Annotated in this window: 9 protein-coding genes; 4 read left to right on the top strand and 5 right to left on the bottom strand. The window is 61.2% G+C overall.

What is annotated here, in order from left to right; translation table 11 throughout:
• Positions 1-126: 126 nt before the first annotated feature.
• Positions 127-1,356 (bottom strand): rhamnogalacturonan acetylesterase, encoded by a 1,230-nt coding sequence (locus tag WBP06_RS25960; RefSeq protein ID WP_395335345.1) that lies wholly within the window; start codon positions 1,354-1,356, stop codon positions 127-129.
• A 265-nt stretch (positions 1,357-1,621) separates the two neighbouring features.
• Between WBP06_RS25960 and WBP06_RS25955 the strand changes: the two genes are divergently transcribed.
• The gene (locus WBP06_RS25955) at positions 1,622-4,579 is read left to right on the top strand and encodes a TonB-dependent receptor (RefSeq protein WP_395335343.1); all 2,958 of its coding nucleotides are present in this window, start codon (positions 1,622-1,624) and stop codon (positions 4,577-4,579) included.
• Between the two features lie 74 nt (positions 4,580-4,653).
• On the opposite strand, the gene WBP06_RS25950 is transcribed toward WBP06_RS25955, so the two are convergent.
• Positions 4,654-5,619, bottom strand: coding sequence for a glycoside hydrolase family 43 protein (locus WBP06_RS25950; protein ID WP_395335341.1), 966 nt, complete (start codon positions 5,617-5,619; stop codon positions 4,654-4,656).
• Positions 5,616-6,503, bottom strand: a complete 888-nt coding sequence (locus tag WBP06_RS25945) for a family 43 glycosylhydrolase (RefSeq protein WP_395335339.1) — start codon at positions 6,501-6,503, stop codon at positions 5,616-5,618. The genes WBP06_RS25950 and WBP06_RS25945 overlap by 4 nt, the downstream gene beginning before the upstream one ends.
• A gap of 413 nt (positions 6,504-6,916) precedes the next feature.
• Here WBP06_RS25945 and WBP06_RS25940 point away from each other — a divergent pair, with 413 nt between their 5' ends.
• Positions 6,917-8,209 (top strand): tyrosine-type recombinase/integrase, encoded by a 1,293-nt coding sequence (locus WBP06_RS25940; RefSeq protein ID WP_395335337.1) that lies wholly within the window; start codon positions 6,917-6,919, stop codon positions 8,207-8,209.
• A gap of 255 nt (positions 8,210-8,464) precedes the next feature.
• Here the strand turns inward: WBP06_RS25940 and WBP06_RS25935 are convergent, their stop codons facing one another.
• Complete coding sequence (locus tag WBP06_RS25935) at positions 8,465-9,439, bottom strand: hypothetical protein (RefSeq protein ID WP_395335334.1); 975 nt, start codon at positions 9,437-9,439, stop codon at positions 8,465-8,467.
• 188 nt (positions 9,440-9,627) lie between these two features.
• Complete coding sequence (locus WBP06_RS25930) at positions 9,628-11,025, bottom strand: short-chain fatty acyl-CoA regulator family protein (RefSeq protein ID WP_395335331.1); 1,398 nt, start codon at positions 11,023-11,025, stop codon at positions 9,628-9,630.
• A gap of 111 nt (positions 11,026-11,136) precedes the next feature.
• Here WBP06_RS25930 and WBP06_RS25925 point away from each other — a divergent pair, with 111 nt between their 5' ends.
• Together WBP06_RS25925 and bktB are read left to right on the top strand one after the other, a co-directional pair.
• Entirely contained in the window at positions 11,137-12,663 is a 1,527-nt protein-coding gene (locus WBP06_RS25925; protein WP_132385597.1) for an acyl-CoA carboxylase subunit beta, read from the top strand.
• A 102-nt stretch (positions 12,664-12,765) separates the two neighbouring features.
• On the top strand, positions 12,766-13,947 hold the full coding sequence (gene bktB / locus WBP06_RS25920) for a beta-ketothiolase BktB (RefSeq protein ID WP_395335328.1): 1,182 nt from the start codon (positions 12,766-12,768) through the stop codon (positions 13,945-13,947).
• Positions 13,948-14,107: the final 160 nt, after the last annotated feature.

Below are 14,107 nucleotides of genomic sequence, written 5' to 3'. Positions count from 1 at the left end.
CCGAAGCTTTGCCGTGGCGCTGCGCCAGATCGGCCGCGACGGCAAGCCCCGAATTTTCGCCTTCAGCTACGCCGGGAGTGGCCGGTGCCGCAAAATTCGCCTTGAGCGAATTTCAGACAGATCCCCTCAGCTCCCTTCCGGCTTGCTTTCGTCGATCGGAATGCTCGGCGCGATCGGCAGGGCATCGGGCAGAGGCGGATGCGCAGGATCGAATGGCTTCACGACGACATAGGGTGCGAGTTCGGGGATCTTTTCGGCCACCTGCCGGGCAATCGCGGCGGCGAACAGCCAGGCGCCATAGTTGTTGTTGTGCGTCCGGTCCTTGCCGTCCTGGGCAAAGGCGCGGGGCGAGACGTCCGGCCCCAGCGCCTGCATGATCGCGATGCTGTCCCGGTTGAGGTCGATCAGCGGCACGTTCTCTTCCGCCGCCATCTTGCGCACGGCGGCGGCATAGGCGCCCAAGGTGTCCTTGATCTTCCCGTCCGCGTCGAAATTGCGGCGTTCGGGCGACGTCACCAGCACCGGATGCACGCCGCGCCGGCGGGCCTCGGCGATGTAGCTGCGCAAGTAGGCGGGATAGGTCAATTCGGGATCAAGATAGGTCATCGGCCATTCGGCCTTCTGGTCGTTGTGGCCGAACTGGATGAACAGCCAGTCGCCCTCGCGCGCCTGCGTCAACAGCTTGGAGAAGCGCAACTGGGCGATGAAGGACTTCATCGTCGCGCCGGACTTGGCGTGGTTGGCGACGACCACGTGATCGTCCAGCATGGCGGGCAGCATCTGGCCCCAGCTGGTGAACGGCTCCGTATACTGGTCCGCCACGGTCGAATCGCCGGCCAGGAACAGGCGCGGCACCTTCGCCGGTTCGATGTGGATCGCCGAGACGCGCGGCTGGCCCAGGAATTCGAAAGTCAGCTTGTCATCCCAGCTGAAGCTGGCGAGATCGCGCTCGTCCAGCAGCACGGTCTGGCCGAAGCGCGGCGCGCCGGTGGGCTGGCGCGGCAGGCGGGCATCGCGCACGTCCACCAGGAAGCTGCGCGTCACCGTCTGTCCGCGACGCGTGGCGACATCGCTGAGGAACAGGCGGCGGCTTTCGGCCTTCACCGTGGTCTTGCCCGCGCTGTGCCTGTCGCCCAAGGTCAGCGTCACGCGGTAGATGCCTTCGGGCAGCGCCACCGAATAGAGGTACGCGCCCGAGGGATCGCGCCGTTCCACGCCGTTGCCGCCCGCGTGATAGGCGGGCATCTGGTCCGGCGTCTTGCCCGCAAGGTCGATATCGATGACCGGCGGGCCGGACGGGGCTGCAGAGGCGGTTGCTGCAGTGACGGCCAATGCCAGCGCCGAGGTCAGGGACATAGCGATCCTCTCTTGATCTTTCGTCGTGCACCGTTTTGGGCTTATATCCCATATGACGGTTCGTGATCGCATATATCGGGAGCATGGAAAGTCAATCCGGGCAAGGCCCGCTGCGCCGCGACCAGCCGTTGCGGGCCTGCGTGGAAATAATGGGTGAGGATCGTTTGAAAGCGATTTTGACTGGATTTGAGCGAAAATGTCATATATCGTAAAACGCAATCCCACATAATGGGACAAGTTAAAGATCGATAATGGGAGTGAGATAATGGGAAGGGCACCCTTCAAGACCGTTATGCGCAGCCGCGTTTCGGCACCCACGCTGGCTGTCGCCGTGCTGATGTCGGTTTCTCATCCCGCTTTCGCGCAAGATGCCGCCGCGCCGCAGGATAGCGGCGCGCAGCAGCCGCCCAGTGCCGAGGACATTATCGTCACCGGCTTCCGCGCATCGCTGAACGCGGCGCTGGCCGACAAGCGTGACCAGACCGCCGCGATCGACACCATCAAGGCCGAAGACCTGGGCAAGTTCCCCGATTCCAACCTGGCGGAATCGATGCAGCGCATTCCCGGCGTCGCACTCCAGCGCGGGGATGGCGGTGAGGGCAAGAACATCTCCGTCCGCGGCCTGGGTGCCGATTTCACCCGCGTGCGCATCAACGGCATGGAAGCCGCCGCGCAGACCGGTGGTTCGGACATCTATGGCGCAGGCAACAATGGCCGCAGCTTCGACTTCAACGTCTTCCCGACCGAAATCTTCTCGGCGCTGACCGTGCGCAAGACGCCTTCGGCCGATGTGGAGGAAGGCTCGCTGGGCGCCACGGTAGACCTTACCGCTCCCAAGCCGTTCGATTCCGCCAAGGAATTCGTGTTTTCCTCCACCGGGCGCGGGGTGTGGAACGAACTGTCCAAGCAGGTCGATCCGCGCGCCTCGGCATTGGTTTCCAAGCAGTTCGGGGACAGCGGCTTCGGCGTGCTGGGATCGATCGCCTACCAGAAGCGCCACACCCGCGAAGTGGGCTATTCGGCGGTGGACATTCTTTCCGCCAACCAGAACGGCATGTTCTGCTCGCCCGTGGGATTCACGCCGCAGAACCCGGCGAACAGCGCGACCACCGGCGCCAGCGCCACCAATTGCTCCACCGGCAATCCGCGCACCAGCGATTCGGCCGCCTACCAGACCGTCTACGACGCGGTGCGCGAAGGCATGACCGGCACGCCCGGCAGCGGCGCCTTCTTCCCGCGCATCCCGCGCTACCTGAATTCCGAACAGACGCAGGAACGCATCGGCGGCACGCTGACGCTGCAGTACAAGCCCGATGACGATACCGACATCTCGCTGGACCTGCTCTATTCGCGCTTCAACGTCACGCGGGATGACAACTACATCGAAGCCATCTCGTTCGGCCGCTCCGCGTCGAACCAGGGCTTCCCGATGATGTCGCTGAAGGATGTGCAGCTTTCCGACCTGGGATCGGTGGAATATGCGCTGCTCGATGGCGTCGATGTGCGTTCGGAAGGCCTGCATTCCAAGTATTCGACGACGTTCAAGCAGGCGAACCTGAACTTCATGCACCGCTTCAACGACCGGTTGACGGTCAACGGCAAGGTGGGCCTCAACGAATCGGTCTGGAAAGACAAGATTCGCATGCAGTACTTCATGGATGCGCTGGATACGGACAACTTCTCCATCGACTATACCGGTGGAGGGCGCACGCCGGTGCTGGGCTTCGGCTTCGACGTGTCCGATCCCACCAACTTCCTCTACGGCCCGACGCCGGGCGCCGGTGTGGTCACCGGCGGCTTTAGCCTTCAGGGCAAGCCCGCCAGCAACACCACCAAGGGCGTGCTGGCCGAATGGAACGCGCATTACGAAGTGTCGGACGCGTTCAAGGTCCACGCTGGCGCGCAGTTCCGGTCCAGCGACTTCAAGCAGCGCTTCACCACCTATTACACCGCCGATACCCTGGTTCAGGCGCTGCCTGCCGGCACCGCACTGTCGGACCTGACGACGCAGATCACCGGGCTGGACAGCCTCTGGGGCCACGGCGCACCGTCCAGCTGGGCCAGCCTCGACTGGCAGAAGCTGGCCGATACCTACAACCTGTTCGACGCGCGCACCTGCACCGGCTGCGGAGAGACCAATCCGGGCGTCAAGGAACAGGAATCGAGCGCCTACCTGATGGGCACGTTCGATTTCTCGGACGCGGTGGGCTTCGGCCTGCGCGGCGATGTGGGCGTGCGCTACATCCACACCTGGCAGCGGTCGACCGGCTACCTCAACCTGTCGGACGCCAGCTCGCCCACCGGGCTGACCGGCCAGTTCCGCGCAGTCTCGCGCAGCTATGACGACTGGTTGCCTTCCGCCAACGTGGTGATCGAGCCGGTGCACAACCTGCTGCTGCGCCTTTCCGCTGCCAAGGTGATGTCGCGCCCGGCGTTGACCCTGCTGGCGCCGACGGTGACGATCAACGCGGTCACCCGCTCCGGCTCGCTGGGCAATCCGCTGCTCGAACCGATCCGCGCCAACACGTTCGACGCTGCCGTGGAATGGTACTTCCGTCCTGGGGCGCTGCTGTCGGCCGCGTTCTTCTACAAGGACATCAAGACTTACGTGCAGAACGTGAATTCGCTGGTGCCGTTCAGCTCGCTGGGGCTGCCGAACGAACTGCTGATCGGCAGCAACACCACCCCGGATGAACTGTTCAACATCGCCACGCCCACCAACACGCCGGGCGGCCCGCTGAAGGGTATCGAGCTGAACGCGCAGATTCCGTTCAACTTCACCTCGGGCTTCCTCAGCCACTTCGGCGTGCTGGCGAACTACACGCACGTCATGTCGAAGATCACCTACTGCCTCACCAGCGCCAACGGCGTCTGCACGGTGACGGTGAAGGACGATCTGGTCGGCCTGTCGAAGGACACCGCATCGGGCACGCTCTATTGGGAAAACAACAAGTTCTCGATCCGCGGCACGATCAACTATCGCGGGCCGTTCATCCGCGGCATCCCGGCCTCGCCCGGCAGCGACCTGGTTGGCAACCACGCCACCACGTATGTCGACGCCTCCGCCTCGTACAACCTGACGGACAATGTGAAGCTGATCCTTGAGGGCAGCAACCTCACCGATGAGCAGAACAGCCTCTACACCGACAGCCAGCGCCAGGACACGCTGTTCCAGACGCGTGTCGGCCGCACGATCTCGGCAGGTGTGAACGTGAAGTTCTGATTTTGTAGATCCCGGCAGGGCCCTCCCGCGCCGGCACTGACGGCTCCCGGATCCTCCATCCGGGAGCCGTCTTTTCACGCGTCGAGGGCAGTCAGCAGTGCGCGATCGATCCGCACCAGCGATCCGTGGCGCGCGCCCTGCGGCATGGAGAGGCGGTTGCCGACGTCTTGCCAGGTCACCATGTCGCGCGTGGATTTCACGCCCCAGCGACCGTCGCGATAGACGTCGTAATAGCAGACCAGATCGGCACCGATCCGCGTGGTCATTGGGCCTTCCACCCAGGAGGGCGTAAACGGATCGCCCAGCGGCGCGAACGGACCCAGCGGGCTGCGGGCGGAGGCGGCACGCAGCCATTTGCGCGGCGGATTGACGGTCTCGTCCTTCACAACCAGCCAGAGGCCGCCGTCCGGTGCGTGGGCGAACGTGCCGTCGATCACGCTGAAGCCGGGATCGTAGAGCACTTGCGGCGCGGCGAAGCTCTCGAAATCGGCGGTGGTGGTGTACCAGAGGCGGTGGTTGTAGCCGCTTTCGGAAGTGCCGGCCGTCTCGGTGAAGCGGCCGTCCACCGTGCTCGACCAGAAGATCACGGTGCGGCGCGTGGCCGGATCGTAGATCGCCTCTGGCGCCCAGCAGTTGCGGGTGCCGGGAACCGCGGCCATCACCGGGATCGCGCGCTGCGGCGTCCAGTTCACGAAATCGCGCGTGGTGGCGTGGCCGATGGTCACGCCCTCCCACGCGGTGGTCCAGACGCAGTGCCACGGCGCGTCCGGCCCCTCGCCGCGCCACAGGAACGGGTCGCGCAGCAGCTTCTTCTCGCCCACTTGCGGCACCAGGAAAGGTTTGCCGCTACCAAGCGTTCGGAAGGCGAAGCCATCGTCGCTCACGGCCAGTTTCAGCCCGTCCGCCTCGCCCTTGCCGGTGCTGAAGTAGGCGAACAGCAGCGGGCCTTCGGGCTCTGCGGAGGCGATGCGCGTGGTTGCGCAGCCGGCGAGCGCGGCCCCGCCCAGGCACAGCGCGCGCCGATCGAGGGTAAAGCTCATCGCCGTGTCTCCTTCGGCGGGGTAAGCCGCACATGCGTGGGGCTGTCGCGGTCCACGGTGATCACGCCGTCCTTCTCCTTCAGTTCCGCGATCTGGAGCACGCTGCGGCGGTTCCAGTCGGGGTTCGCTTTCGCCTCATCCTCGCCGCCCTGATGCACGAAGTAGACGATATAGGCCCGGTCGCCGGAGACGATCACGTCGGGGTGCTGCCCCTTGGCGCGGTCGGTTGGCGCCTGTCCCGGCGTGGCGAGGATGTGGCCAGGCTGGGTGGTCCAATGGTCACCGTCATCGCTGCGCATGACCAGCAGGCCCTTCCACGCATCGGACACCAGCCACCAGCGGCCTTTCCAGCGAAACGCCTTGGGGCCTTCGCCGGGCGTGGTGGTCAGACGGTCCTTCACCGTCCAGTGCACCAGATCGGCGCTGTCCGCCGTGCGGATCGCCTTGCCCATGCGCTCGTCATTGAAGAACAGGCGATAGCCGCCCTTGGGCAGCGCGACGACGCTGGCGTCGATCACCCGGTCGGAGCCGAGATCGAGCTTGTCCCCGCAAGTCCACGATTTCAGGTCGCGGCTGGTGAGGTGGACGATGAAGCGCGGCGCGTTCCAGTCGCGAAACACTCCGGGCACGACGGTCAGCCACATATGCCACTGGCCATTGAAGCGCTCGATATCCGGCGCCCAGAGCGTGGCGCCGGTGCAGCTTTGCGGGATCGTCGCGGTGCCGCCATAGCGCCAGTGGACGCCGTCCCTGGAACGCGCGGTGCCGATCGCGGTGCCGTGGACCCAGCGCACGTCCTTCTCATCTTCCATCGGCAGGTCGGCGCGGCGGTTGGTGTAGAACATACAACGATCGGCAGAATGAAGGATTGAGGGACCTTCCAAAAACCTCAATTTTTGAGGTGCTTAAGAAGGTGTCATTGGCGCATTTTTTTTTCAAGCAAAAACATGATACAAAACTTGATACAAATTTTTCAGCGCTGATATTCACGGCTCGCTTGGGGCATCCCGTCGTGCGGAATGCGGTGGAGCGAGGCTATGCCGGCTCGTGCTGGGAACGCGCCAATTGCGGGTTCAAATCTTGCCCCCGCAACCACATCCAGTCCTGATCCGACCGTCCCGCACCGTCCGGCGACGTCCACGGGCGACCATTTTTCCAAGCATATCAAATATTTTTGACCATCCCGGCGGGCCGTCATGCGTCCCGCTGCGTCCCGTTCAATGCACCCAGAGCCATTTGAATTGGGGGTATTTTTGGGGGTAGCATTTGGGCCGATACCCCCAGATGGACACGGCCCATGGCGCTCACGGAACTCGAGGTCAAATACGCGGCAAAGCGCGGCAAGCCTTACAAGCTCGCCGATGGCGGCGGATTGCATGTTCTCGTCCATCCCAATGGTTCCAAGCTGTGGCGCATGAAGTACCGCTTCGCCGGCAAGGAAAAGCTTCTCAGCTTCGGTCAATACCCCGACGTGTCGCTGACCGCGGCCCGTGCCAAACGACACGAAGCACGCCAACTGCTGGCGCTGGGAAAAGACCCCGCCAAGATCCAGCAGGCCAAAGACGAGGCGGAGGCCCGTACCTTTGAGATCGTCGCGCGTCAGTGGCACGCTCGCCGCGTGGATAGTCTCAATCCCGCCCATGCGAAGCGTCTGCTGGCGCGATTGGAACGCGACGCATTTCCGGCGATCGGATCCACTCCCATGGCCGGTGTGAAGGCGCCCGAGATACTGGCGGCGATCAAGGCCGTCGAGGCGCGCGGCGCATTGGACGTGAGCAGGCGCGTACTCCAGTCGATTGGCCAGATCTTCCATTATGCGATTGCCGAAGGGTTTGTTGAGCACGATCCCTCCGCGCATCTGACAGGTGCGCTCAAGGCGCGTCCCAAAGTGCAGCACATGGCGCGGCTCCCACTGCAGCAACTTCCCGAACTCGTGCACGCCATTCAAAACTATGACGGGGAAGAGGATCCCCGGCGCCGCGAGATTACGCGAGAGGCGATGCTGTTCACGCTGCTGACCTGGTGCCGGACCAGCGAGACACGCTTTGCGGCCTGGCACGAGTTCGAGAACCTCGACGGCGCGAACCCGCTCTGGCGCATCTCCGGCGAGCGCATGAAGATGCAGCGCGAGCATATCGTCCCGCTCTCGCGTCAGGTCGTGTTGCTCCTCCGGCGCCGCCTGCGCGCGACCAACGGCGAAGGGCTGGTGTTTCCGGGAACCAAACCGAGTAGTCCCATCTCGCAAAACACCATGATCTACGCCTGCTACCGGATGGGCTATCGCGGCCGGCAGACGGTGCACGGCTTTCGCGGCATGGCCTCGACCTGGGCCAACGAGAAGGAGATCTACAATTCCGACTGGATCGAGATGGCGCTCGCGCATTCGGAAGACGACGACATTCGCGGTGCCTACAACAGTGCGCTCTATCTGACGCCGCGTCGCCGCATGCTCCAGGACTGGGCGGATACCATAGGGCGCAGTGGAGATGCGGCGATCGAGAAGCGAGCGTCTGCTTATGACAAGGTCGAAACGGACGCCGCTGCAGAACCAGAGGAAGGAAACGTCATCCGATTTCCTTCAAAGCTATAAACACCTTTAGAGTAGAGACTGTCCATCACAGCAACGGGCTCCATCTCGATCGCTTAAACTTCGCCACCGATCCCCGGAAGCCGCCATCACATTGGTGCAGAGTGCAATGACTGCGTCGGTGGTCGATCCGGCACCTTGAAATGGGATTCGATTGTGTCCAGCCGCAGATTCTTGCGCATCGTCTTGCGTGAGAGCCCGGGCCATGATCTCACTGGGCGAACCCATGCAGCTTCGATGGCGTTGTGTTTTGCGGACTCAGTCCTTCTTTACGAAAGGCGCAATAGCAGTCAGGAGTTTCCCGAGGGTCTCGGCCGAGCGTTCGAGTTCTGCTTTTTGCTCAGTATTGGGGGCGCTATTTCGATCAATCTCTGCGAGACCACAAACAAGCTTCGAGTACGAAGTCTGATCCGGTAGTTCAGATCCGATAACCACGGCAGCGATCCTGGCTTCTGCCGAAGTCAGTTCATTATGATAGTATTTGATCTCGGTAAGGCTGTATTTGTAGAGTCCGAGGAAGAAAAATGCAAAAATCTCAATTGAAAGGACGAGCGAGATGCGTGGTGCAAAACTGTATAGAAACTGAGATATCGTGACGTTGGCGTAGTTGGCCGTAAATACAAACACGCCTAGGGTCGTAATTCCAATAATGGTGGCCACAATGCCAATCGAGAGGTTGAGATTGCCTCTAAATTCAAGCGCCTCGATCTCTCTGCGCATTCTGTTGACCGATTGTTCCATTAAATCGGTGTATCGCTTGGCGCGATCATCGGCCAGAACGCGCTGGCTTATCCGGGCCAACAGTTCGGTATGTGCCAGATCATCGATCTGATTCTCAATCGCCTCTCGAACCTTATCCTTGTCGACCTTGCGAAGATCGTTGCCGAGACGTGCAGCGAGACGTTGAAAAGAAATAATTTTCTTTGTGTCGCCGCCAAACGGCAGGATGCTATCCGGGAAAGCCGAAGATCGTCTTCTTGTTTTGTTCAGATAAGTCAGCGTGGCCATAAACAGCGTGGCGGATGCGGCGGCGAACAGTGCAAGTAATTTGGCATCATGGGTTTGGGTAAAATTTTCAAAATCCGATTTGTTCAGGCTGGACGTGGAACCAATCAGTGCAATCAAAGCCGCGGATAGACCCATCGTTGCGGGTACTACCGACATCACTAGGTGTTTCAGTTCTTTGAGATAGTGTTTCTTCAAGAGCTTCAGTTCGACCTTACCCGCAGACACCTTCTATCCCCCTATGATTAAGGGGGGGTAATGCAAAGTATGGACGGAATGTTCAAGGCGATATCGAAGGCGCAATTCGACCGAGCGACGTCGCCCTAACGATAATAATTTGTGAGATTAAGTGCAAAACGAGGTCGAGTTCGCACGGTAGATTGTGCTGTGAACGGTCTAATCGATCTATTTATCTATTAATCGATTGAGTATGGGACTACTTCCCGCCGAAAGCTATCGATGGAGATGTCTTTTCCGTTAGGAGGAAATGCTCTCTGGTCGCAATTATGCCGGCTACAAGTTCGGCATGAAGCTCCGATAGGTGTGGCGGGGTGGCTCAGGTTTATTTCGTCCGCGTAAACGAACTCTGCAGCGAAGTCGACTTCACACCCTAATGCAACGGCGTAGCGACGAGGGCGCTCCGCGTAGCTGCCGGTCGGCTTCACAAGACCTTTCGCCATGGAAACGTAGCGGACGCCATCTGGCATCTCCGCGAGCTGAATATGAATTCTATCAGGCACCGCGGCAGCCTCATGGACTACCCAAAGGGGGCAAGCGCCGCCGAAACGCGCAAATCGAAGGCGCGTAGCCGAGTGCCGTTTTGTGATGTTGCCGGCCAGGTCGACGCGGCAGAAATAAACTGGCGTGCCGCGTGCGTTTGGGCGCTGGAGTGTGGAAAGCCGGTGACAAACTTGCTCGAAGGTCACATTGAAAAGGTGTCGGAGCCTATCAACGTCATGCCGCATGTCGCGCGCCATCGAACGAAATTGCTCGTATGGCATCAGGATCGAACCCGCCATGTAATTGGTTAGGCCAATAGATAGAAGATTCCGAGCGGTTTTGGAGCGGACGTCTGCGTTACTTGAAATCGTCGCGATGTCTTCGTTGAAGTGCGTGCTGCTGATGTGCCAAGCTAGGTGGAACCTAAGACTGTCGTTCGCTTTTGCCGTATTTATCGTGAGTGTACTTTGTTGTTCGTCGAATAATCGAACAGGCCCTTTGTCTGAAAAAATGAGCGAGATATTTTTATCATTGAGCCACGATACCAAGTTTTGGGTTGATGGTGACAGAGTATCATTTGCCAATTCGTGAGAGAAAGCCTCTGCTAGGCGATCTAAATCATCGACATAATTGTTGATGTTGTGAAACCAGTCGCGGACCTCCTCCCATGGTAGCCTGCCTCCAGCCAGATTGTCTGCGCCCAGAGCCTCGTCGAGCATCTCGAGGCGCTGGGAATTGTCTCGATTCACGCGTGCAAGCTGGATGAATGACTCTGCAAAGCTTGGGAATTGTTCCACGATCTTGCGAACTTGTGCGGAGGATTGCGGATCCCGTGAGTGCGTGTCCGACATTGCGTCCTCGAAGGCGCGAAGAAGTTCGGCGCTTTGATCGACGGGGACGTCCTGCCACTCCACCGGAAAATTGCTCCGCAAGCGGTCGAAGATTGCGGGGGTCAGCGGGCGATCGTCGCTTTCGAGCTGCGACAGATATGATGCGCTGATGCCAATAGCTTTGGCTAGATCGGCTTGTTTCATCCCGCGAGCAGCACGCAGGCTCCTCAGCGTGGTTCCTGCGAAGGTGCGGCGCAATGTCATTCTGCGTGTGTAGTTTGCAAACCTCTAGTTTGCAAATTTGCAGATTTGCATTGGACAGCGATCCATTGGCCGCGCAGTTAGGCCGGAATCGGGTTTGTATGGATAGTGGATATGTCAGCCAATATCGCCGAAATGGAGAAGCGCCGCGCCGCAGCAAAGCTGGGTGGTGGTGAGAAGCGCATTGCCGCGCAGCACGCCAAGGGCAAGCTGACCGCGCGCGAACGCCTCGATATCCTGCTGGACGAAGACAGCTTTGAAGAGTTCGACCTTTACGTCGAGCATGACTGCACCGATTTCGGCATGGAGAGCCAGAAGATCCCGGGCGACGGCGTCGTTACCGGATCGGGCACCATCAACGGCCGCCTTGTCTATGTGTTCAGCCAGGACTTCACGGTGTTCGGCGGCTCGCTCTCGCATCGTCACGCGCAGAAGATCTGCAAGCTGATGGACAACGCGATGAAGGTTGGCGCGCCGGTGATCGGCCTCAACGATTCCGGCGGCGCGCGCATTCAGGAAGGCGTGGCTTCGCTCGGCGGCTATGCCGAAGTGTTCCAGCGCAACGTGCTCGCCTCGGGCGTGGTGCCGCAGCTTTCGCTGATCATGGGCCCCTGCGCAGGTGGCGCGGTCTATTCGCCGGCGATGACGGACTTCATCTTCATGGTGAAGGACAGCTCCTACATGTTCGTCACCGGGCCGGACGTGGTGAAGACCGTCACCAACGAAGTCGTCACGCAGGAAGAACTGGGCGGCGCGATCACGCACTCCAGCAAGACCTCGGTGTCCGACCTCGCGCTGGAGAACGATATTGAGGCGCTGCTGGCCGCGCGCGATTTCTTCGACTTCCTGCCGCTCAACAACCGTGAGGAAGTGCCCGAGCGTCCTTGCGCCGATCCGTGGGACCGTGCCGAGGAAAGCCTCGACACCGTGATCCCGCCTTCGGCCAACCAGCCTTATGACATGCATGAGGTGATCCGGAAGACGCTCGACGAGGGCGATTTCTTCGAGGTTCAGCCGCTGCATGCCGGGAACATCATCGTCGGTTTCGGCCGGATCGAGGGCAAGACCGTGGGCGTCGTCGCCAACCAGCCGATGGTGCTGGCGGGCGTGCTGGACATCAACTCGTCCAAGAAGGCCGCGCGTTTCGTGCGCTTCTGCGATGCCTTCAACATCCCGATCATCACTTTCGTGGACGTTCCGGGCTTCCTGCCGGGCACCGATCAGGAACACAACGGCATCATCAAGCACGGCGCCAAGCTGCTGTTCGCCTATGCCGAGGCGACCGTGCCGAAGATTACCGTGATCACCCGCAAGGCCTATGGCGGCGCTTACGACGTCATGGCGTCCAAGCACCTGCGCGGCGATCTCAACTATGCCTGGCCGACCGCCGAAATCGCGGTGATGGGCGCCAAGGGCGCGGTGGAGATCATCTTCCGCGGCCTCTCGCCCGAGGGCATTGCCGAGAAGACCAAGGAATACGAAGACCGCTTCGCCAACCCCTTCGTGGCGGCAAGCCGGGGTTATATCGATGAGGTTATCTACCCGCACTCGACCCGCAAGCGCATCGCGCTGGGGCTGCGCAAGCTGCGGACCAAGAGCCTCGAAAATCCCTGGAAAAAGCACGACAACATTCCGCTTTGATAGCGTCACGGATCGCGGCGCATCGCCTTTGGGCGAGCACCGCGATCCACCCCAGCCGCGAAAGACGGCACGCATCGAAAAACCAGATTGGGAAGTCAGGTCATGGAAGACATCTACATCGTCAGCGGCGTACGCACGGCAGTTGGTGATTTCGGCGGCTCGCTGAAGTCGTTCATGCCCTCCGATCTCGGCGGCAAGGTCGTGACCGAGGCGCTGGCCCGCGCGGGCGTTTCGCCTGAGGACGTCGGCCATATCGTCATCGGCCAGGTCATGCCGACCAGCGCCAAGGACGAGATGCTCAGCCGCGTTATCGGCCTTAACGCGGGCGTGCCGTTCGAAGTGCCTTCGATGACGCTCAACCGTCTTTGCGGATCGGGCGTGCAGGCGATCGTTTCGGCCGCGCAGATGATGAAGCTGGGCGAGGCGGGGATCACCGTCGCGGGCGGCGCAGAATCGATGTCGAACGTGCCCTATCACGACCACGGCGTGCGCTGGGGAAAGAAGATGGGCGACAATACGCAGGAAGACGCACTGACCGTCGGCCTGTCGGACGCCATCGGCGGCTACCACATGGGCATCACCGCCGAGAACGTGGCGGAGCGCCACTGCATCTCGCGCGAGGATATGGACACCGTCGCTGCGACCAGCCACCAGCGCGCCGCCAAGGCTATCGCGGAAGGCCGCTTCAAGGAGCAGATCCTTCCGGTCGAAGTGAAGACCCGCAAGGGCGTCACCGTCTTCGATACCGATGAACATGTTCGCGCGGACACCACGGTCGAGACGCTCGGCGCGATGCGTCCGGCGTTCAAGAAGGACGGCACGGTTACGGCGGGCAATGCCTCGGGCATCAACGACGGCGCTGCCGCCGTGGTGCTGGCTACGGCTTCGGAAGTCGAGAAGCGCGGCTTGAAGCCGATGGCCAAGATCGTTGCCTGGGGCCACGCCGGCGTTGAGCCTGCCTACATGGGCGAAGGTCCGATCAAGGCGGTGCCGGTGGCACTGAAGCGCGCCGGACTGTCGCTCGACCAGATCGACGTGATCGAGAGCAACGAGGCTTTTGCCGCGCAGGCTGCCGCCGTTTCCAAGGTGCTGGGCTTCGATCCGGAGAAGGTGAACCCCAACGGTTCGGGCGTTTCCATCGGCCACCCGGTCGGCGCGACCGGTACGATGCTCGCCATCAAGTGCATGTACGAGCTGAAGCGCACGGGCGGGAAGTACGGCCTTGTCACCATGTGCATCGGCGGCGGGCAGGGCATCGCTCTCGTGCTTGAGAACATGGCCTGAGCCTGTGACGGAGGCGTTGCTCTTCCTTGCTGTCCTGACGGTGTTCTGTTGGCTGACGGTATGGGAAATGCGACGCTTCGGCCGGTTGAGGCTGCAGATTGGACGGAGCGGGGTAGAACATTGGCTGACAGAAAACGAACGGCCGAAGCTGTTTCGAGCG

Source organism: Novosphingobium mississippiense (genome assembly GCF_044029535.1).
Taxonomy (GTDB): Bacteria; Pseudomonadota; Alphaproteobacteria; order Sphingomonadales; family Sphingomonadaceae; genus Novosphingobium.
This window is presented reverse-complemented; position numbering and strand designations above follow the sequence as displayed.

What these genes read in the sequence shown, in the direction of transcription:
- WBP06_RS25955 (WP_395335343.1), top strand. Translation starts at nt 1,622, where the DNA reads ATGGGAAGGGCACCCTTCAAGACCGTTATGCGCAGCCGCGTTTCGGCA.
- WBP06_RS25925 (WP_132385597.1), top strand. Translation starts at nt 11,137, where the DNA reads ATGTCAGCCAATATCGCCGAAATGGAGAAGCGCCGCGCCGCAGCAAAG.
- WBP06_RS25930 (WP_395335331.1), bottom strand. Translation starts at nt 11,025, where the DNA reads ATGACATTGCGCCGCACCTTCGCAGGAACCACGCTGAGGAGCCTGCGT.
- WBP06_RS25940 (WP_395335337.1), top strand. Translation starts at nt 6,917, where the DNA reads ATGGCGCTCACGGAACTCGAGGTCAAATACGCGGCAAAGCGCGGCAAG.
- WBP06_RS25950 (WP_395335341.1), bottom strand. Translation starts at nt 5,619, where the DNA reads ATGAGCTTTACCCTCGATCGGCGCGCGCTGTGCCTGGGCGGGGCCGCG.
- bktB (WP_395335328.1), top strand. Translation starts at nt 12,766, where the DNA reads ATGGAAGACATCTACATCGTCAGCGGCGTACGCACGGCAGTTGGTGAT.
- WBP06_RS25960 (WP_395335345.1), bottom strand. Translation starts at nt 1,356, where the DNA reads ATGTCCCTGACCTCGGCGCTGGCATTGGCCGTCACTGCAGCAACCGCC.